General features: G+C 41.5%; 18 protein-coding genes and 1 other annotated feature. Of the genes, 2 read left to right on the top strand and 16 right to left on the bottom strand.

Going from position 1 to position 19,736, the window contains the following annotated elements; translation table 11 throughout:
• Positions 1-10: 10 nt before the first annotated feature.
• The 5 genes from pheT to FFM57_RS04225 form a co-directional block, all read right to left on the bottom strand.
• A complete protein-coding gene (gene pheT / locus FFM57_RS04245) occupies positions 11-2,425 on the bottom strand; it encodes a phenylalanine--tRNA ligase subunit beta (protein WP_137599279.1) in 2,415 nt (804 codons plus the stop codon).
• A 5-nt stretch (positions 2,426-2,430) separates the two neighbouring features.
• Positions 2,431-3,477 carry a phenylalanine--tRNA ligase subunit alpha gene (pheS, locus tag FFM57_RS04240; protein ID WP_137599278.1) on the bottom strand — a complete coding sequence of 349 codons (1,047 nt, stop codon included), beginning with the start codon at positions 3,475-3,477 and terminating at the stop codon, positions 2,431-2,433.
• A gap of 333 nt (positions 3,478-3,810) precedes the next feature.
• Positions 3,811-4,164, bottom strand: coding sequence for a winged helix-turn-helix transcriptional regulator (locus FFM57_RS04235; RefSeq protein ID WP_137599277.1), 354 nt, complete (start codon positions 4,162-4,164; stop codon positions 3,811-3,813).
• Positions 4,165-4,227: 63 nt separating this feature from the next.
• Entirely contained in the window at positions 4,228-7,887 is a 3,660-nt protein-coding gene (gene addA / locus FFM57_RS04230) for a helicase-exonuclease AddAB subunit AddA (RefSeq protein WP_137599276.1), read from the bottom strand.
• Positions 7,859-11,410, bottom strand: a complete 3,552-nt coding sequence (locus FFM57_RS04225) for a PD-(D/E)XK nuclease family protein (RefSeq protein ID WP_137599275.1) — start codon at positions 11,408-11,410, stop codon at positions 7,859-7,861. The genes addA and FFM57_RS04225 overlap by 29 nt, the downstream gene beginning before the upstream one ends.
• 148 nt (positions 11,411-11,558) lie before the next feature.
• Between FFM57_RS04225 and FFM57_RS04220 the strand changes: the two genes are divergently transcribed.
• A complete protein-coding gene (locus tag FFM57_RS04220) occupies positions 11,559-12,164 on the top strand; it encodes a nitroreductase family protein (protein WP_137599274.1) in 606 nt (201 codons plus the stop codon).
• 80 nt (positions 12,165-12,244) lie between these two features.
• Here the strand turns inward: FFM57_RS04220 and FFM57_RS04215 are convergent, their stop codons facing one another.
• Positions 12,245-12,454 carry a hypothetical protein gene (locus tag FFM57_RS04215; RefSeq protein WP_137599273.1) on the bottom strand — a complete coding sequence of 70 codons (210 nt, stop codon included), beginning with the start codon at positions 12,452-12,454 and terminating at the stop codon, positions 12,245-12,247.
• 164 nt (positions 12,455-12,618) lie between these two features.
• Between FFM57_RS04215 and FFM57_RS04210 the strand changes: the two genes are divergently transcribed.
• Positions 12,619-13,146 (top strand): DUF308 domain-containing protein, encoded by a 528-nt coding sequence (locus FFM57_RS04210; RefSeq protein WP_170999889.1) that lies wholly within the window; start codon positions 12,619-12,621, stop codon positions 13,144-13,146.
• A 53-nt stretch (positions 13,147-13,199) separates the two neighbouring features.
• Here FFM57_RS04210 and FFM57_RS04205 read toward each other — a convergent pair whose 3' ends face one another.
• The 10 genes from FFM57_RS04205 to FFM57_RS04165 form a co-directional block, all read right to left on the bottom strand.
• Positions 13,200-13,844 (bottom strand): DUF805 domain-containing protein, encoded by a 645-nt coding sequence (locus FFM57_RS04205; protein WP_137599271.1) that lies wholly within the window; start codon positions 13,842-13,844, stop codon positions 13,200-13,202.
• A 128-nt stretch (positions 13,845-13,972) separates the two neighbouring features.
• Positions 13,973-15,364 (bottom strand): L-cystine transporter, encoded by a 1,392-nt coding sequence (locus FFM57_RS04200; protein WP_137599270.1) that lies wholly within the window; start codon positions 15,362-15,364, stop codon positions 13,973-13,975.
• Positions 15,365-15,707: 343 nt separating this feature from the next.
• On the bottom strand, positions 15,708-15,857 hold the full coding sequence (locus FFM57_RS09840) for a hypothetical protein (protein WP_170999887.1): 150 nt from the start codon (positions 15,855-15,857) through the stop codon (positions 15,708-15,710).
• Entirely contained in the window at positions 15,854-16,096 is a 243-nt protein-coding gene (locus tag FFM57_RS04195; protein ID WP_137599269.1) for a hypothetical protein, read from the bottom strand. Before FFM57_RS04195 ends, FFM57_RS09840 begins: the two co-directional genes overlap by 4 nt.
• Before the next feature lie 164 nt (positions 16,097-16,260).
• Positions 16,261-16,554, bottom strand: a complete 294-nt coding sequence (gene rpmA, locus FFM57_RS04190) for a 50S ribosomal protein L27 (RefSeq protein WP_137599268.1) — start codon at positions 16,552-16,554, stop codon at positions 16,261-16,263.
• 14 nt (positions 16,555-16,568) lie between these two features.
• Entirely contained in the window at positions 16,569-16,910 is a 342-nt protein-coding gene (locus FFM57_RS04185) for a ribosomal-processing cysteine protease Prp (RefSeq protein WP_137599267.1), read from the bottom strand.
• Positions 16,911-16,934: 24 nt separating this feature from the next.
• On the bottom strand, positions 16,935-17,243 hold the full coding sequence (gene rplU, locus FFM57_RS04180) for a 50S ribosomal protein L21 (RefSeq protein ID WP_137599266.1): 309 nt from the start codon (positions 17,241-17,243) through the stop codon (positions 16,935-16,937).
• Positions 17,244-17,258: 15 nt separating this feature from the next.
• Positions 17,259-17,329, bottom strand: a sequence feature (ribosomal protein L21 leader region).
• A 116-nt stretch (positions 17,330-17,445) separates the two neighbouring features.
• The gene (locus tag FFM57_RS04175; RefSeq protein ID WP_137599265.1) at positions 17,446-17,844 is read right to left on the bottom strand and encodes a hypothetical protein; all 399 of its coding nucleotides are present in this window, start codon (positions 17,842-17,844) and stop codon (positions 17,446-17,448) included.
• 123 nt (positions 17,845-17,967) lie between these two features.
• Positions 17,968-18,900, bottom strand: coding sequence for a metal ABC transporter substrate-binding protein (locus FFM57_RS04170; RefSeq protein WP_137599264.1), 933 nt, complete (start codon positions 18,898-18,900; stop codon positions 17,968-17,970).
• On the bottom strand, positions 18,901-19,734 hold the full coding sequence (locus FFM57_RS04165; protein ID WP_137599289.1) for a metal ABC transporter permease: 834 nt from the start codon (positions 19,732-19,734) through the stop codon (positions 18,901-18,903).
• Positions 19,735-19,736: the final 2 nt, after the last annotated feature.

Here is a 19,736-nt window from a genome sequence, read left to right as displayed (position 1 = left end):
ATTTAGACCCTTAACGAATTGTGGCGTTTAATTTTTCTTGTAAGGCCGTTTGAATTTTTGCAAAAGCACTATTGATTTGTTCTTCCGTCATGGTGGCTTCTGGATTACTGAAGGTTAAGCTATAGGCTAAGGATTTTTCGCCGGCAGCAATGCCTTTACCTTGATAGACGTCAAAGACCGTCACTTCTTTAAGATAAGCCCCACCATTTCCAAAGATTACTTTCTGAACTTCGGCGTTGGTGACTTCTTCAGCTAATAATAAAGCTAAGTCCCGCTTGACGGCTGGGAATTTCGTCACCACTTGGTATTGAATCTTTTCAGCGTGATTAAAGACAGTGGCTAAATCCAATTCAAAGGCATACGTTTCGGTTACTTCGTAGTCGTTAGCTACTTGCGGATGAATTTGACCGATTACGCCAGCTGCTTCTTCTCCTAGATAAATCACACCGCTCCGGCCTGGATGGAAATCTTTTAAGGCACTGGTTGGCTCTAAGCGATAGTCCGTGATGCCAAAAGTCCCTAAGACGCGTTCCAACAAGCCTTTCAAGGTATAAAAATCAACTTTACTCCCTACGCCTTGCCAATTGCCGGAAGGAAGTTCGCCGGTTAGAGCCACTGCTAAGTGATTACGTTCTTCTGGTAAAGTCTTAGTGCTATCTCCTTCTTGATGGAAAATGCGGCCAATTTCATAGTAAGCCAAATTGGTATTTTTCCGCGCCAAGTTAAAGGCAAAGTCATCCAGTAAACCACTGATTAGATTCAAGCGTAAGACAGAGCGCTCTTCACTCATGGGCCACATTAAACGTGTTAAGTTACTATTGTCTAAAGTAAATTGTTGCGCTTTTTTCGGTGTGGTTAAAGCATAAGAAATGGCTTCTAGTAAACCAGCACCATTTAAGCTAGCCCGCAAGCTCCGGACAAAGCGTTGATTTTGCGTCAAAGTTCCCGCAGTTGTCGTTCCACTTGGTAAAGTCGTTGGTAGATTGTCGTAACCATAAATCCGTGCTACTTCTTCTACTAAGTCTGCGGCAATCGCGATATCCCAACGTCTTAAGGGAATGGTTACCGTGAAAGTTTCACCCGCTACTAAACAAGGGAAGCCTAATTGTTGGAAGATTTTTTCCACATCTTCGTTCGTTAAGTTAGTACCTAAGTAGCCATTAATCGTGCTTAAGGTTACGGCAACTTGCGGTTCTGCTTTCGCCAACTGGGCAGCAGTTAAAATGCCCGCATAGCTTGTGCCGCCGGCGAGTTCGGCAATTAAGCTGGCTGCGCGATCTAAAGCTTCCACAATCGTGCCATTGTTAATACCTTTTTCAAAGCGGGCTGAAGATTCACTCCGTAAGTTAAAACGTTTTGAAGTTAAACGCACCGACTTAGGATCAAACAAAGCCGCTTCTAAAACAACCTTCGTCGTTTTTTCGGTGATTTCGCTGTCTAAGCCTCCCATTACACCCCCTAAAGCCACGGGTACACTGCCATTAGTAATGACGATATCTTCTCCAGTTAAGTTGCGGGTTTCACCGTCTAAAGTAACTAAGGTTTCCCCAGCTTGCGCTTTCCGCACTAAAATTTCTTTACTCTTGAGACCATCGTAGTCAAAAGCGTGCATCGGTTGACCGTATTCTAATAGCAAATAGTTAGTAACATCCACCACATTATTAATAGGGCGAATGCCTTCTTTAATTAACAACATTTGCAACCACAAAGGACTTGGGGCAATTTGAACGTTGTCAATCACGCGCAAGTGATATTCTAAGGCGCCACTAGTAGGTTCTACGGTAACTTGTAATTCTTCGGCTGCTGGTGCGGCCTTTTCCGTCAAATGAATGGCGGGAAAATGAGGGGTCACATCATAAATGGCACCAACTTCATACGCTACCCCGCGCATGCTTAAAGCATCTGCCCGGTTAGGTGTAATGGAAAGCTCAATAATATCATCGTCTAAACCCAGATAAGCTAAAGCATCGGCACCGACAGGAGCATCGGCAGGTAAAACGAAAATACCATCGGCGTATTCTTTCGGCGCAACACTGTCACTAATGCCTAATTCTTGTAAGGCACAAATCATACCGTTAGACACTTGGCCTCGCATCTTGCCTTTTTTAATTTTAATATTATCGCCAATTCTAGCCCCAGGTAAGGCGACGATAACTTTTTGACCAGCCGCCACGTTAGGAGCACCACAAACGATTTGGGTGACTTCCCCTGGGGCAACTTCTACTTGGCATAAATGTAAGTGATCGCTATCGGGGTGATCCACACACTCCGTCACGTAACCGACGACGATTTTTTTTAAGCCACTGGCAATATTTTCAATACCTTCCACTTCGATACCGGTAACGGAGAGTTTATCCCCTAGCTCTTTAGCGGTAATGTCCGTTAATTGTACATATTCTTTTAACCATTGATAAGATACTAGCATCTAAACTACTCCTTTGTTTTAAATTGTTGCAAGAACCGTTGATCATTTAAATAGAAATTCCGAATGTCGTTAACCCCATAGCGTAACATCGCTACCCGGTCTGGTCCTAAGCCAAAAGCAAAACCCGTGTACACGGTAGAATCAATCCCGGACATTTCTAACACGCGCGGATGCACCATGCCGGCACCTAAAATTTCAATCCAGCCAGTATGCTTGCAGACGTTACAACCAGCACCGCCACATTTGAAGCAGCTCACATCCACTTCGACTGAAGGCTCAGTGAACGGAAAATAACTTGGTCGCAAACGAATGGAACGATTTTCCCCAAACATTTTTTGCATCACCGCTTGTAAGGTTCCTTTTAAGTCCGCCATGGTAATGCCTTTATCCACCACTAAACCTTCAATTTGGTGGAATTGATGGGAGTGAGTCGCGTCATCGGTATCCCGCCGGAAAACTTTGCCGGGACTAATCATTTTTAATGCGCCTTTGGAAAAATCATGTTTTTCCATCGTCCGCGCTTGCACGGGGGAAGTATGCGTTCTGACTAAAATATCTTCAGAAATGTAAAAAGTATCTTGCATATCACGCGCCGGGTGATCTTTAGGGAGATTCATGCGTTCAAAGTTGTAATGATCGCTTTCCACTTCGTAACCTTCCACGATTTGGTAGCCCATCCCCACAAAAATATCTTCAATCTCTTCCATAATTTGCGTCAAAATGTGACTGTTACCACCACTGATGGGTTTTCCTGGTAAGGTAATATCAAGCGTTTCAGCAGCGAGAGCTTTACTTAAAGCTGCTGCTTCCAACTCCGCTTTTTTTGCTTCAATGGCTGCTTGTAGTTCACTTTTAATTTCGTTAGCAAAACTCCCAATTTTTGGTCGTTCTTCTGCCGTTAAATCTTTCATTCCTCGTAAAACTTCGGTGATAGGTCCTTTTTTCCCTAACAAATTCACCCGAATTTCATTCAAGCCATTTAACTCCAACGCTTCTTGAATTTTCTTCAAGGAATCGGCTTTTAAGGCTTCCAGTTGTGCTTGTAAAGACATACGTGACACCCTTTCTTTTGCTTAGTAGATGGAGGCACATCTGTTGTAATTTTTGGTACAAAAAAAGACTTCGCTTCCTAAAAAGGAACGAAGTCTTCGCGGTACCATCCTCATTCGATAATTTCTTATCGCACTCAACTCTTGCGGATAATGGCGCAAGCCCCAGCAAACTCCGAAAGTGAACTTCATTGGGCTTCTTGGCTTTGACTTCCAGTCTATGATCAAAGCTCCCTAAGCAAGGAGGTTACCAATTACTCTTTTTCATCAACGTTTGACATCTTCCATAGTGTAACCAATTTTAATAAAAATAGCAAGATGCAACTGCGGCAAACTTTAGCCTTCCGTCATTTCTGCCGGCGTTAATTCAATCCAATTTTCACTCCAACGACGCAAGGCTAAAAGCGCCGTACGTAAGTCTTGTCCTTTTTCCGTTAGACAATACTCCATGCGTAAGGAGTCCGGACCTAAACTTTTCCGCGTCACTAACCCTTCCACTTCTAATTCTTTCAAACGTTCCACTAAAACCCGATCAGAAACAGCGGGGATTTTTTCAGCTAACTGACTAAAACGCTGCGCGCCACCTTCTAACAACACATCAAGAATTAGGCCGTTCCATTTTTTTCCTAAGACCGTAAATGTTTTTTGAAACTTGGGGCACAGATGGTAATCCATTGCCATCATTTCCATACGTATCACCTCTAGTGGCCCTATTATAGCACAACTCTTATTAATTGTAAGTAACCTTGCCTATTAAAAAGTTACGGTGGTTAAGTCCGTCAAGGCCACCAGTTCTTTGCGAATCACTACTTGACCCGTTGCTGCACTTAAGGCTTTGGCGTAAAGATTTAATTGTCCGGTGTAGCGCTCTTTTAAATGTTCTTGAGCTGCTGCTTTAGAAAACCGTCCCAGTTGATCCGTTTTGAAGTCTAGTAAAACAATGCCGGCTGGTGTTTCAAAATAAGCATCAATAATCCCGTGAATTAAAATTTCATCTTGGCTATCAGCCGTGGCAAAAAGTTCATCGGCAGGCAACAACATACTAAAAGGTTGTTCGCGTTTTACTTTTTCCCCATGCGCCAGTAATTCTTGTCCCAAAGGCGTCGCAAAAAAGGCGACTAGCGTTGATAATTGAATCTTTTGAGCTACTTCTATACTTAAGATGCCTTTAGCCACCAAATCTGCAGCTAACGCTTGAAAGTCAGCTAAAGTTGGGGCCGTCGTTAAAGGAATCAGTTGGAGCAACAAGTGCGTCGCCGTGCCAATTTCAGCAGCAGTAACTTCTTGTGCACCTTGGATAAAGGCGGGCATCGAAAAATCATCTTCCACATAGCGCTGACCTTGTCCGGCAGGATTGTTGCGGTCATAAGGGAGTAAAACTTTTTCATCCGGATCAGAAAAAACTTGTTTAATCTCCGAAACACTTTGGTAGCTTGCCGTCTTGGTGGCTAAGATGTGTGGATAGCGGGCCTGTAAAATCGCTAAAGCTTCCGGCGTAATGTGGGAAGTCTGCGGCCCTTCTTTGACGGTGGTTTCCTCAGCCGTTGGCACACTAGGTGCAGGCACCAAGTCTTGGGCTTGATAAAATTGTAAACGCACATTGCCGAATTGTTGCAGTTGCGGCAATGGTGTCTCGGTTGTCCCTAACGCTTTAAAAGCCGGATGGCGACTAAGGGTAAAGCCTACCCAATCCATAAAGCTAGTGTTAGCTAAACGCAAAGTGGCTGGTAAAAATAAGTCTTGCGTTTGTCCCCCTCGTTGCCAACTTTTAATTAAGGCTTCTTGGTAATCATAAGAACCTACTAAAAATAATTTTTCTTCCGCCCGCGTTAAAGCGACATAAAGCTTACGCATCTCTTCTGATAACAGCAAGCGCCGTTTATACTCTTTTAAAATCACGTAAGGATACGTTGTATGGCGCAAACGCTCTTCATCTAAATAAGAAATACCAATCCCGAGATTTTTATCGTAAATACTTTTGGCACTTAAGTCTTGCAGATTAAAACTTTTATTCATGTCCAACAAGAAGACCACCGGAAATTCCAAACCTTTACTGCCATGAATCGTCATGACTCGGACGGCATCTTCAGCTCCTAAAACAGTCGGTTCGGCTAAATCTTTACGTTTTTCCTGCATCTTTTCAATAAAACGAATAAATTGAAACAGCCCGCGATAACTCATCTCTTCATAGGCCGCTGCCCGCTGAGTCAAAGCCGTTAAGTTAGCGTGGCGTTGGGGGCCTTCTGGTAAGCCGGAAACATAATCGAGATAGGCCGTTTCATCGTAAATTTGCCACAACAAACTTTGAATATCGTGGGTCTTGCGGTATTCCCGAAATTTTTGCAACTGGGCTAAAAACTCCTGGACTTGTTGGACGAAAGGTGTTGTGGGATTTTCTACAAATTGCAACAACGCTTCATAAAAACTCACTTCTAAATTAGCCGCCCGAATTAGCGCTAATTGCTCTTCCGTGAAACCTACCATGGCACTGCGCAAGACAGCCACCAAGGGAATATCTTGATACGGATTGTCGATAATTTTTAAGAGCGCCAAGACCGTTTGAATTTCCGTAGTTTGAAAATAATTTTCGGCATCCCCCACCACGACTGGCAATTGGAACTGCTTAAAGGTTTCCAACAACGCTAAATTATTTTTTCGCGTTGGGGTTAATAAAACGATGTCTTGGTAACGAATCGGTCGAACTTCTTTTGTTTCTTTGTCTAAAATCGGAAACTCCGTAGCGATTAGTTCTTGAATCTTTTTGGCTACTAAAGCCAGTTCACCGTCCGTTTTATCTTCAAAATGCGGATTATTGTCATCTGCGGTCAAATTAGCAGCTGATTTTTTTTCGTAAATTAAAATTTCGGGGGTGCAATTGGCTGACGGTGTGAAGCTTTTGTTCCCTTGGATTAAAAGGGCATCGCCATCGTAGTCCAGTTGACCGACTTTTTCATTCATTAATTGGCTAAAAATCAAATTGGTAAAGTCAATGACTTCCTTTCGTGAACGGAAATTTTCCTGCAATAAGATGCGAAGCCCATCGGCATTAGGACCTTGATAGTGTTGATACTTATCTAAAAACAAACTGGGTTCAGCCAGACGGAAACCATAAATCGATTGTTTCACATCCCCCACCATAAATAAATTATCGCCGCAAGCCACCGTCTTTAAGAGGGCATCTTGCAGTTGGTTAATATCTTGGTACTCGTCCACCATGACTTCTGCAAAACGTTCTTGATAAAACTGTTGGGCGATTAACTCCTGCGTGGCCGCGTCTGGCGTGTGTAAAATATCATAGGCAAAGTGTTCTAAATCGCCGAAATCTAGCACGCCTAATTGTCTTTTCTTAGCGGCAAAACTTGCCATAAACTCTTGGGTAATGGCCGTTAGTTCTGTGACCAACGATTGCGCTTTTGGCAATAAGTCCCACATCACTTGAGGTGCTTCAGGGAAAAGCATTTGCCACGTGCTTTCCATTTGTTTTCGGATTTCTTTGCGGGCGGCGGTAATTTCTTTACTGGTTTCTTTGAGTTCTGGTTCAGCCTTAGAAACGGCGGTCATCTTGCCAAAGGTAAAACTCGCCACTGCCGCGTATAAGCGGTCTAAGTCGCCACTTTTAGCTGTCGTTAAAACATTTTCAATTCCTTGGGCTTCCAAAAGTAAGGTTTGATGATTTTTTTGTAACCCTGGTGTATCCGTCAGCTGCAACCACTCTTGGTAGGCATGTAAACTGTTGGTCATGGTCTCGACAAATAACGGCAAGAGTTCTGCTTGCAATAAACTTGCGACGCGTTCTTTTTCATAATTCGCCGGTAAGCTAGCTAACCAAGAGAAAGGCTGAGGATGACTGGTGGAAAAATGGGCCAAGTTTAAGACTAATTCTTGTAAGCCATCATCATTGCGGTCGCTGGAAAAATTATTGGTCAATTGATCAAAAAGCGGCGTACCGTAATGAGACTCCCGCACCTCGGCAAAGACTTCTTCTTCCAGCAAAAGGCGCTCTGTTTCATCCGTCAACATGCGAAATTTGGGATCTAAGCCAATTAAATAAGCGTAGCGCTGAATCACCGTCAAACAAAAAGCGTGTAAGGTAGAAATATTAGCTAAAGGCAAAAGACTCAGCTGTTCTAATAAATAGCTCCGCTCCTCATCTTTGGCTAAAGCGAGACTCTCTTTTAAGGCAGCTTCAATCCGCGCTTTCATTTCACTAGCCGCCGCTTCGGTAAAGGTTACGATTAATAAACGATTCACTGGCGTACCGGCTTGGATTTTTTCAATTACCCTTTTGACTAAAACGGTGGTTTTCCCGGAACCGGCAGAAGCCGAAACTAAAATATTTTTTCCCGTTTGATAAATCGCTTGCCACTGGGCATCAGTGAAGCGACTATTGTTGGGCTTTTGTGGAATCGCCATGGTCTTTTTCCTCCTGAATCTGTTTTAATACGTCTTCTTTGGCTAGCTTTTTAATTTCGCGATAGTTATTTTCTGGTAGTAAAACATCAAAGCGACAAATGCTGCGGAATGGGCAATAGGTGCAGGCAATCCGCTCCTTATCGTGATAACTAGGATTCAACGCAATCTTACCGGAAACGATACTCTCGCCAGCCGCTGTCAAGTTTTCCTGATTTTTGGCTAAGAGTAAGGACAATTCATCAGGGGTCACACTTTGCGGGTTATCCACTTTTAATTCTTTGGCCGTTTGGCTAATGGGGTAAATCAAACTCTTGCCGGCAAGGTCTGGCGCTAGCTCCGTTAATAAGTCTGGTTCATTGACTAACAGGCCGCGATACTTATAGGCTTTCAAGCGTTCCAAGTCCACTTGCGGATTCGGCGCTTTAATTTCGGGATTTTTAACATGCAAGTACAAAGCGCCACCGGCTTTAAAGGGCTGAGGAATCTCAGCGTGCCCGGCTTTGACTAATTGTCGCTGTAAATAGCTTTGATTTTCTTCGGCTAAAACTACCCCTAAATAACTCAACATCTGCATCGCCAAGCCGTAATAAGCATCGGCAAAATTAAACTCATGGGCTGAGGATTTATAATCCACCACGGTGAGATAAGGAATTTGGTCCACATAGGTAACATCCACGCGGTCAATAATCCCCCGCAAGTACAAGGACTCACCATTACTCATAGGCAGCTGTAATCCTTTGAGACCATTTTTTTGTAGCGCATCAAAACGCCACTCGGTGGATAAACTACGGGCATGGGTTTGGCCTTGCTGTTGATTCATAGCCTGGACTAACTGGGTTAAAATCGCCACCAACTTGTCCTTAATAAAGAGCATCCGAGCACTACGGTTAAAAATTTGATAGTGCTTTTCTTGTAAAACTAAGTCTAGGGTTTCCCGTAAAAATTGTTGCAACTGGCTAGCTGTTAGTTCCGCGAGATTTTTTTCCTGTTGCCACAAAATTTTAAATAAAGTGTCTAAGGCTTCATGGAAAAATTCGCCAGTTACTTGGGGATTCAAGGCTAAGGTTTCCCGCTCTTTTAAACGCAAGCCATAATTTAAGAAATACTGATACTGACAATCGTAGAAACTTTCCATTTTGGAAACCGAAGCGACAATTTTTTCCCCATAGAGTTCCGTAGCTAGCGCTGGCGTTAAAGCTTGGGGAATATTTTTCCGTAGCAGTTGTTCTTCTAAACGGCTAAAGGTTAACGCTAAAGGACTATGACGCAAAAGTTGCGGCACTGTTTGCCAGAAAGGATGAAGAACTTGCTCTTGACTTAAGCGCCATAAAGCCGGGTACTCCCGTAATAATTGGCGATAGTTCCCTAAACGTCCCAAAGTCTGCTGGTCACTTTCCGCCCCCCTTACCCCTTGCCATAAACCGAGAGGCAATTTAAATAAATTTTGCAAACGCAAAATCAAAGGAGAGAAATGGGTGGTCCCTTTTTCTTGTTGTAAGGCAAAACTAGCGTATAAATAATCTGCCCCACTCAATAAAAACTGGTGGAAGCGAAAATTTTCCTTTTGATTTTCTTTACGACTATCAAAACGTAGAGGTCTACCTTCTTGTAACTCTTGTTTAATCGTCTGGCGCTCTTCATCGGTCAATAAGGTTTTATTGAGAATTTTTTGCGGCAAGTTATCTTCGCTTAATCCTAAGCCGAAGATAACTTTATTCGCATTAGGCAACACATTTTCAAAAATTTCAATTTGCACTTGATCTAAGGTTTGGGGAATTTGTTCGTAGGTAATCGTTTCTAAGCCCACAGCCATATTCTCTTGAAAAGAACTTAAAGAAACGTCGGCTTCACCATAAATCGTGACGTAATCTTCCAACAACTGACAAAAAGCCTGCCACGTTTGTTGATGGACCTTAGCTAAAGATAAGTCGCCGGCATCCAGGGCCTCTTTTCGGAATTGTTGCAGTTGATTTTTTACACCACTGGTTACTAAAAAATCCAGCAGCGCTAGCGCTTGTTCCCGTCCATTGCGCGCTTTTTTCAAGGCCTGTTGCAAGGGTTGGAGTTGACCTGCTAATGCTTCCCGCAACCCATTACTAAAGTCGGCTAAATCTTGTTCTTTTTGATAACGCGGATCAGCTAGTAAACCCGCCGAATCAGCTTGTGGCAAGCTCAGCAACTCCCATGGACCTTGAGTAAAGTCCCGGCCAGTAAAACCATTTTTCAATAAAATATTTTCAAAAATATCGACTTGTTGACGGAAAGATAGCTCATGAAAAGGCAATTCTTCTTTAATGGTTAACGGCAAAAGCTCCGTCTTTAATAAGCGCAAAACATCATGAGTCCGATAATTTCGTTGCAACACGGCAAATAAACTCTGCAAAAATTCCACGAAGGGATGATCTTTCATGGTGCGACTGAGGGCTAAGTTATAAGGAATTTCGTTCAAGGCAAAGACTCGCGGTAACAGTTCTTGATACTTTGCGGTATCTCTGACGTACACTGTAAAATCTTGGTAACGATATTTTTTTTGCCGAATTAAACGTTGGATGGTCTTGGCCACCCCCACAACTTCCTCATAAGGATTGGCTGCTTGATACAACTGGAAATATTCTTCCACGTTAGGATCCGCTTTGGGAGTTGGTGTCTGAGTAAACGTCTCCCGAAAAGTTGCCGCCAGTTTTTCACCTGGCGTGAAGGCTTGAGGCGTACCTAAAGATTGCACCGTATAAGGCACGTCATTTTGCTGACAAAACGCTAATAAGGAATCACGATCCATTTTCTGCCAGTCAAACATTTCCAAACTATCGCTAGGGTAAGGCGCATCCAATAAAATAGGGGCGTCACTTAATAAAATCTGGTGCAAGAGTTGTTGCTCCTCTAGATTAAATTGTTCAAAGCCATAAAAAACAAAACCCGTTTGTTGCGGCGGATTCTCCATAAAATATTGCGTCAAAGCTTGTAGGACACTGGTTTCCCGAAAAGAAAATTTAGCTAGCTCTTGGCAGTAGGCTTCATAAAGCAATTGAAATTCTTTTAACTTTTCAAAACTAGCGCCCGACAACTGCTGAAGTTGCCGCATTTGTTCGGCACTATTGGCACAGTAAACGCCTTGTTGAAACTCTTGGAATAATTGTTGTAGTTGTTCCACAAAGCCTCGACCTTGCGCTTGCGTTTTCAAAAGTACCAATTGCTCTAGATTGTCCTGCAAGACCTTTTGAATCAACAAAGGTTGGGCGGTTTCGCTAAAAACTTTAGCCCCGAAGTAGGCGGTATTTTTTAAAAAGTACCACGCCAAACGCGAAAAGCTAAAAGTCTGGAGCTGCGTTGTCGCTATCGTCTCCCTAGTCGTTAACTGACCCAACTCTTTTAAGATCGCTACTTCTTCAGAAAATTTAATATGGTTGGGAACCACCACGAAAATATTCGTTACTTTACCTTGCTGTTGCCACTTCTCAGCCAACTGCAAAAGTACTCGGCGATGATTTGTTTTTAAACCATCTGTCAGCACAGTAAGACTCATGAAGTACCCTCCTTAATAATGCTCATGTCTTAGCTTCTATTTTAGCATTTTTCCGCGAAAAAAACTTTTGTAAGCAAATAATTTTACTTACTTTTTGTCAGCAAGTATACTAGTTAAGTAATCAAAAAACAAAAGGTGGTAATTGCTCATGTCTGCACAAAAATTTTTAGAAAACTTACGCTTACGTCGTTCCATTTATGCTTTAGGTCGGGACGTTGAAATGCCTAAAGAAGAAATTATTGATTTAATCCAAGACGTTGTGAAAGAAAGTCCAACAGCCTTCAATTCTCAAACCCAACGTGTCGTAACATTGTTTGGTCCTGCTCACGAAAAATTATGGGACTTAACCGCCGAAGCTTTAAAACCTTTAACGCCAGCTGAAGCTTACCCGAATACTTTAAAGAAAATCCAAGGTTTTAAAAATAGTTTAGGAACTGTATTATTCTTCGAAGATCAAAGCGTAGTGAAAGGTTTGCAAGAACAATTCTCTTTGTATGCCGATAACTTCCCAGTGTGGAGTGAACAAGCTTCTGGTTTAACAACTGAAAATGTTTGGGTCGCTCTTTCCATCGCCGGCCTTGGCGCTAACTTACAACATTACAATCCAGTGATTGATGATGCCGTAGCTAAAGAATGGAATATTCCAGCTGATTGGAAGTTACGTAGCCAATTAGTCTTTGGTTCCGTTGAAAGCCCAGCACAAGCGAAAGAATATATCGACGATGCCGATCGTTTTAAAGTTTTCGGTGCCTAAGATCTTAAAAAATGTTGAAGAGTAAAACGACAAAACAGGGTGAGCAAGTTTTCTCCACTTGCTCACCCTGTTTTTGTTTTTTATTCCTCTTCAGAAATGAAATCGTCATAACGTACGACTACTTTGGCCGCCTTCTCTACTACCGAGACGTTATCCTCTTTGGAATGGCTTTTTACGTATAACACGCTACAGCGTTCCATCTTCGCGATAACTTCGCCAACGATTGAATCTTTCAGTCCAATTGCATTACATAGATAGCGTTTTCCTATTTCAATATTTTCCATTTTCATCGGCGGTACCTCCTTTGTCTTTTTGCAAAGTTATTATAACATGATTAGCAAAAAAATAATAGGTACCGTTTACATTATGTTTGTTTTTTATTTAAAATTTCATAATCACAAATAGTTCAACTTTTTCTTAAAAACCAGTACAATGAGAACAAGGAGGAATGACGATGGAAAACTTTATGAATCAACTACGGAAATATCAATGGTTACAAGCATTAGTCTACATGTTAGTGGGAATCTTTTTACTCATTCGTCCCATGGCCTTTTTTAAAGGGGTCACTTATCTGATTGGTGGCTACTTTATTGTAATGGGACTAATTGGCATCTTTCAGCGCCCACAAGATACCACAGCAGCTCGGCGCGTCAGTGCTAGTGAGGTCATCATGATTATCATTGGCTTGTGTATTATTCTTTTCACTGGCACGTTAATTTCATTGGTGAACGTCTTGTTTGGGATTTTTATTTTAGCCAATGGTATCAGTAAGCTCTTGAGTGGTCTAGATTTGCGCAAACAAGTCATCAATGCTGGTATGTCCCTCATTATCTATGGTGTCCTCTTGGTCATCGTCGGACTTGTCATTATCATTAATCCCTTCAGCACCTTGCTCTTCTTATTCCAAATGATTGGCTTGGTGTTACTGTTAATGGGAATTTTTGATTTAGTAGGCTACTTCGGTTTTAAAAAATATTTCTAAAAAAGTAAAAGAGGAGCACACCAATCACGGTGTGTTCCTCTTTTAGTTACGGATTAAAAATCTGGATACTCATCTTCAGGTTTATCTTGATAAAAAGATTTATTTTTAAAGAAGAAAGCAAAAATTCCTGTTTGGTGAGTCGTTGCTAAAGTCCCGGTAGGTAAAACGGTTAGGATAAAGAGGACTAAAGAATAGACAGCCGGCAGTGGATTAATGATTAAGTCGGCGCTAAAGTTACCGTTGGCCAGCATCGTCGTGGTCGTCGCATTGTTCACAAAAATATTGATGACCAAATAAATCAGGAACAAAGTTAATTGGGCGCGCCCTCGTAGACCAGCATCCCGCAAACGGCGAACCGTTAAGGCAATGTTGGGCACAATTAAGGCCAACGCTACCAAGCCAGCAATGATGATAGGCACAATCATACTAAAAACTAAACTACTCAATTGATCCGTTTGTGCGCTACTTAAGTTCGCACCATTTTGAATATCATCTAAAGGAATAATTTCTAGCACCTTTCTAAGGGTGTTTAATAAAAAAACAACGAAAAAAATAATTCCTAACACGCCGAGGATAAGTCGCATCCACCAGTAACCAGCTCGCGTGCTCCGACCTTTAAAATCAACATACCCCCTAAAAAAATCTTTGATAGCTTGTAAAAAACTTACTTGCCCTGGACGTTCTTCAATTTTTCCCATAAGATACCTTCTTTCATTTTTAAACTTGTACCCATTGTAAACTGTTTTTCATAAAAAAAATAGTAAAAACCTACAAATAATCCTTTAAAATTTGCGGATGTTCGTAAGTTTTTACTAATATTATTTAATTACTCTTGTTCTGAAATGACAGCTTGCGGATCATTCAATACGGTACGATCTAAGTCGTGCACGCGAACGCTCGTTAAGATGCCTGCTACCATACTCCCTGAAACGTTAGTAGCGGTCCGGGCCATATCAATCAATGGTTCAACAGAAATAACTAAACCAACGATCGCGATAGGCAAATTTAACGCTCCTAAAACGATTAAAGAAGCAAAGGTGGCTCCGCCACCGACGCCGGCAACTCCGAAAGAACTAATCGTGACAATAGCTAATAGCATCAAAATAAATTGTGGGGTAAAAATATCAATTCCAGCCGTTGGTGCAACGATTGTCGCTAACATGGCTGGATAAACGCCTGCACAGCCGTTTTGCCCGATAGATAAACCAAAACTTGCAGAGAAGTTGGCTGTTGCGTCATCTACACCCAATGCTTCCGTTTGCGTTTTAATATTTAAAGGCAGTGCGCCTGCTGAAGAACGAGAAGTAAAAGCAAAACTCAAAACAGGAAAAGCTTTTTTAAAGTATTTAATTGGCGAAACCCGTACGCTGATTAATAGCAAGGAATGCACCAATAAAACAACGATTAAAGCGGCATAAGAAGCGATCACAAACTTTCCAAGGTCGACGATAGCTTGGTAGTCACTGGTGGCTAACACGTTAGTCATCAAAGCGAAAACGCCAAAAGGAGTCAACCGTAACACTAAGGTAGTAATCCGCATCACGATTTTATAAAGACTATCCATTAAATCAGCAAAGAATTGTCCTTCTTTCGGTGATTTCCGTTTCACACCTAGATACGCTACACCAACGAAAGCGGCAAAAATGACTACCCCAATCGTACTAGTAGAACGCGTTCCAGCAAAGTCGGCAAAAACATTTTTCGGAATAAAAGATAAGAGCTGTTCAGGAATCGAAAAATTTTGCACGGATTCTTGTTTCGTCGCTAATTCAGCAATCCGCGCCGTTTCGGCGGTTCCTTTCGTGAAAGTAGCACCGTTTAACCCAAAAACTAAAGTGGATAGGTAACCAATAAATGCGGCTACGGCTGTTGTACCTAATAAAGAGATCAACACTGTCGAAGAAATTTTTCCAAGTTTTTCCGTCACCTTAAGCCGAGTAAACGCACTAACGATGGACACAAAAACTAGCGGAATAACTAACATTTGCAAGAAGTAAATATAACCGCTCCCCACAATGCCAATCCACGTCATACTGGTGGCAACATTCTCACTTGCAGCCCCCAAGGCTACGTGTAAGATTACCCCAAAAACAATCCCCGCTCCTAAACCGATAAAGACCCGTTTAGAAAACGAGACGTGACGCTTTTGTAAAAAACCAAGCCCCACGAGGCCAGCGACAAAAAACGCCAGCACAACTAATACAACCCATAAATCCATTTGCAAATCCTCCATTACTCATTTTTTAGTCATCAGAAGAGTAAAGGTCTCCCATGGTATTACTACTACCATCCTGCTTACCATAAAAATAACCAGTGATTCAGTTATTCTAACAAAACATCTGTAATAACGCGAGGGATATGCTTATTGGAAGAGCTTGATAAACGCGCTCAACTTATGAGTATTAAGATGGAACGACTGAAAATTTGCTTTTTAATTTTTATGTCGTTACGGATTAATACCGAATAAGTTAGTTTATCAAGCTCGACAACAAAAGAAGAACTTTTTCAACTTGGATAGAAGAGATGTAATATGCTATAAGGTGCGGAAGATTGCTCCACCATCAGCCCTTTTTATTTTCCAGCAGATAGCGCTCATTCATGACAAAGAAACGCAGCGCAAGGACAACAAGTAAAGCCGAAAGTACTACGTCCTCAATAGAAATATTGCTAACCTTAAGAACTGGCGCAATAAGTAACGTTAAACTACTCAAAAAATTCGTTCTTCCTTGCTTAATTTGCTATCATATGAAAAACTAAAAAAATTCATTTGTATTATGGCTTTTTGCTTCAGATAACACCATAAAATAATTGCAACCATCAACGCAACGATTACGACGATTATGGCTATTGAAAAATGATTCTTCAGTTGACGTAAAGAACAAGCCACCAGCAATAACAAACTATACAAGCCAATTAACCCATTCCGCCGTTGGTCTTTTTTATTTTTCATAAAGCACCCTCTCTCCATTTTTTTATACGTTTTCTTATATGATAAGCTTAATTTAAAAATAATTTTCTACAATATCAAATCGCTAAACATTAAAAATATTTTTCTATGAAAAACAAAAAAAGCCCTATCTCTCTTCAACGAAAGATAGGACTCTAGTTCGCTTATTAAGCTTCTTGCGCTACAGGGTAAACACTAACTTGTTTTTTGTCGCGGCCTTTACGTTCGAAACGAACAACGCCTTCAACTTTAGCAAATAAAGTGTCATCGCCACCGATACCGACATTAGCTCCAGGGAAGATTTTAGTTCCCCGTTGACGATAAAGGATAGATCCACCAGAAACAGTTTGACCATCGGCAGCTTTCGCACCTAAACGTTTAGATTGGGAATCACGACCGTTGGCTGTAGAACCGCCCCCTTTTTTGTGGGCGAAGAATTGTAGATTCATTTGTAACATCATGAGTTTGACCTCCTCTACTGATTGATTGTTTTAATTTCAAGATACTCTGCGTTTTCGGAAGCTACGGATTGTAGTCCCAAAAGCAAATTTTCTAGAAGGATTTGCGAAATCGTTAGCTGTTCGCCGTTCATGTCATCGGCTAGTGTCATGGCTAAGTGACCACCTTGATCATTATCCATCACAACAGCTGGTTCAAAACCGGCTAAGGCTTCAATCCCATTCACCGTAGAAATTGCTAAAGCAGAAACTGCGGCGCAAACAATGTCACTCCCGTATGGAGCACTATCGGCGTGGCCAGTGAGGACAAATTGACTAATATGGCCTTCTTCATCACGTTGAAAGGTTCCTCGGATCATTGTTAACCTTCTTTCTAATTGCAATTAAGCGTTGATGGCATCGATGACAACTTTAGTATAAGGTTGACGATGACCTTGCTTACGGTGAGAGTGTTTTTTAGGTTTGTATTGGAAAGTAACAACTTTCTTTTGTTTACCTTGTTTTTCAACAGTACCAGTGACAGTTGCTCCTTCAACGAATGGAGTCCCTACTTTAGTAGCTTCGCCACCGACTAAAATCACTTCATCAAAAGTAACTTTGTCTCCTGCTGCAGCATCTAATTTTTCAATGTAGATTGCTTGACCAGCTTCAACTTTTAATTGTTTACCACCTGTTTTAATAATCGCGTACATGTAACGCACCTCCTTTAATTGACTTAGACTCGCCTAGACAAGTGCCCAAAGGTCTTAAAACTTGTTTCGAGCGGTTGTAGCTTGTGCGCTTTACACAATCACAACAAGAGTATCATAACAAAAAAAGATAGTATCGTCAACTGGTATTGGAAGAGCTCGTTAAACCCGCTCGACAATCAGAAGAGCGCACTTCCCCGCACCGTCAAAAAATAAAACTGGTGGTAGTGCCTTCGATATGGGATTTACAAATCATCGTTTCAAAAACAGCAATCACCGCTTCTTGGTGATTTAATTGGCGCTGATAGTCGGTTAAGAATTCTGCGTCTTCTAGCGTATAAATGCGCAGGGAAAACTTCCCTTTAAAGAGCAAACTTTGATGCGTTGCTTCATTAAAACAGCAAACTGCCCCTTTAGCTTCCCGCAAAATATTTTCCACCGTTTCACCAGTTGCGTTTAAATAAAATTCCATCCGCTGAATTCCTCTTTTATTTAATGGCGTGGAAACGGCAATCGTGGTGGGAAAACCTCTTGTATCCATCGTGGAGATTAAAAAGACATCACTAGTGTCCATTAGGTGGTGAATTTGTTGATAAAGAGCCATATCTTCACCTACTTTGTTTTTTTCATTATAGGTTTTCTACAGCCATTAGTAAACTCCTTATTCTCAAGTCACAAAAAAATTCGCAAAACGTTACCAATTGGTAATAGTTTGCGAATTTTTGTCTTATTGAGTTAAGCCAGCAGCAATTTGTTCCAAGTTCCATTTCATCATGGCGTAGTAGCTATCCCCTTGCGCCCCTGCTTCGGCAACGGAATCGGTATAAAGTTTAGCAAAGATGGGAATGCCGGTGTCTTTGGCCACTGACTTCATGGGGCGATCGTCTACACTGCTTTCTACAAAAAGAGCGGGTACTTGAGTTGTCCGTAATTGCTGCACCAAATTTTTAATCTGGTCTGGCGTCCCTTCTTCCTCTGTATTAATTTCCCAAATATAAGCAGAAGGAATGTCGTAAGCCTTGGAAAAATATTTAAAGCACCCTTCCGACGTGACGATTAATTTTTTATTGCTGGGAATATTAGCAAATTTCTCCTTGGCTTCTGTATCTAGTTGGGCTAATTTAGCTGTGTAGTCAGCCAACTGTTCTTGGTAATAAGGCGCATTGGCGGGATCTTTAGCGCTAAGTTGTTTTTCAATATTTTGGGCGTAAAGAATCCCATTTTCTAAATTTAGCCATGCGTGGGGATCTTCTTTTCCCTCTTCTCCTTTGCCTTCTAGATAAATGACTTCAACCCCTGCACTCACTGGAAAAACTTCCTGTCCTTCTGTTTTTTTGGCATTGGCAATCAATTTCATAAACCAACTGGCGCCACCATTTTCTAAATTAATCCCGTTAAATAAAACTAAATCAGCACGAGAAACTTTTTTCACATCTACCGGCAGTGGTTCGTACTCGTGGGGATCTTTCCCTACCGGTACAATACTGTGCAGCTCAATCTTATCGCCGGCAATATTTTTTGTAATGTCGGCAATAATGGAATTCGTCGCCACCACTTGTAATTTATCGTTATCGTTTGAACTTTCTTTACTTTCGCTTATGCTACAGCCACTTAGCGTTAGTAAAAAGAATAAAACAAAGGGTACCCATAATTTTTTCATCTACTTCATCTTCTTCCAGAGATTTTGTTTTGGTGCAAAAAGAAAACTCACAGCAAAAATAGTTGCGGCCGTTAAGACGATACAAGAACCCACTGCAATATTAAAATGGTAACCAAGTACTAGCCCTAAAAAGGAGGCTAGTGCCCCAAGAAATCCCGACAAAATTACCATGGTTTTCAAACTTTTAGCATAAAGATACGCAGTTGCGGCTGGTGTAATCAAAAGGGCGACAATTAAAATCGTTCCCACACTTTGCATCGCCGTCACCGCCACTAACGTAATTAAAATCATCAAGAGGTAATGGTAAAAATTTACTTTCATCCCCAACGCTTTAGCCATCAAAGGATCAAAGGACGTCAGCAACAACTCTTTGAAAAATAAAAAGATGACTAAAAGTACGATGAAGGAAATGCCGATGGTTAACCATTTATCAAAATCTTGGACGGCTAAAATATTTCCAAATAAAATATGGAACAAATCGGTGGAACTATTGGCCACTCCGATTAAAATGACCCCTAGCGCCAGAAAAGAACTAAAGGTAATCCCAATGGCCGTATCACCTTTAATGACACTATTATTTTTGATAAAGGTGATAATCACCGAAGCTAACACGCCAAAAACAGTCGCTCCTAAAAAATAATTGAAACCGAAAATATAAGACAGCGCCACCCCTGGTAATACGGCATGGGAAATCGCGTCTCCCATTAAAGACATTCCCCGTAAGATAATGAAACAGCCGACAACGCCTGCCACCAATCCAATTACTAGGGCGGTAATTAACGCGTTTTGGAGAAAATGAAATTCTTTTAACCCGTCAATAAATTCCGTCAAGATAT

Origin of the sequence: Enterococcus nangangensis, from assembly GCF_005405245.1 — a bacterium.
Taxonomy (GTDB): Bacteria; Bacillota; Bacilli; order Lactobacillales; family Enterococcaceae; genus Enterococcus_J; species Enterococcus_J nangangensis.
This window is presented reverse-complemented; position numbering and strand designations above follow the sequence as displayed.

Coding starts and splice junctions, on each gene's coding strand:
- pheT (WP_137599279.1), bottom strand. CDS start 2,425: ATGCTAGTATCTTATCAATGGTTAAAAGAATATGTACAATTAACGGAC.
- rpmA (WP_137599268.1), bottom strand. CDS start 16,554: ATGATGTTACAAATGAATCTACAATTCTTCGCCCACAAAAAAGGGGGC.
- FFM57_RS04170 (WP_137599264.1), bottom strand. CDS start 18,900: ATGAAAAAATTATGGGTACCCTTTGTTTTATTCTTTTTACTAACGCTA.
- rplU (WP_137599266.1), bottom strand. CDS start 17,243: ATGTACGCGATTATTAAAACAGGTGGTAAACAATTAAAAGTTGAAGCT.
- FFM57_RS04225 (WP_137599275.1), bottom strand. CDS start 11,410: ATGAGTCTTACTGTGCTGACAGATGGTTTAAAAACAAATCATCGCCGA.
- FFM57_RS04215 (WP_137599273.1), bottom strand. CDS start 12,454: ATGAAAATGGAAAATATTGAAATAGGAAAACGCTATCTATGTAATGCA.
- pheS (WP_137599278.1), bottom strand. CDS start 3,477: ATGTCTTTACAAGCACAACTGGAAGCCTTAAAAGCCGATTCCTTGAAG.
- FFM57_RS04185 (WP_137599267.1), bottom strand. CDS start 16,910: ATGATCCGAGGAACCTTTCAACGTGATGAAGAAGGCCATATTAGTCAA.
- FFM57_RS04195 (WP_137599269.1), bottom strand. CDS start 16,096: ATGAAAAATAAAAAAGACCAACGGCGGAATGGGTTAATTGGCTTGTAT.
- FFM57_RS04200 (WP_137599270.1), bottom strand. CDS start 15,364: ATGGATTTATGGGTTGTATTAGTTGTGCTGGCGTTTTTTGTCGCTGGC.
- FFM57_RS04235 (WP_137599277.1), bottom strand. CDS start 4,164: ATGGAAATGATGGCAATGGATTACCATCTGTGCCCCAAGTTTCAAAAA.
- FFM57_RS04175 (WP_137599265.1), bottom strand. CDS start 17,844: ATGGCTCTTTATCAACAAATTCACCACCTAATGGACACTAGTGATGTC.
- FFM57_RS04205 (WP_137599271.1), bottom strand. CDS start 13,844: ATGGGAAAAATTGAAGAACGTCCAGGGCAAGTAAGTTTTTTACAAGCT.
- FFM57_RS04210 (WP_170999889.1), top strand. CDS start 12,619: ATGGAAAACTTTATGAATCAACTACGGAAATATCAATGGTTACAAGCA.
- FFM57_RS04220 (WP_137599274.1), top strand. CDS start 11,559: ATGTCTGCACAAAAATTTTTAGAAAACTTACGCTTACGTCGTTCCATT.
- addA (WP_137599276.1), bottom strand. CDS start 7,887: ATGGCGATTCCACAAAAGCCCAACAATAGTCGCTTCACTGATGCCCAG.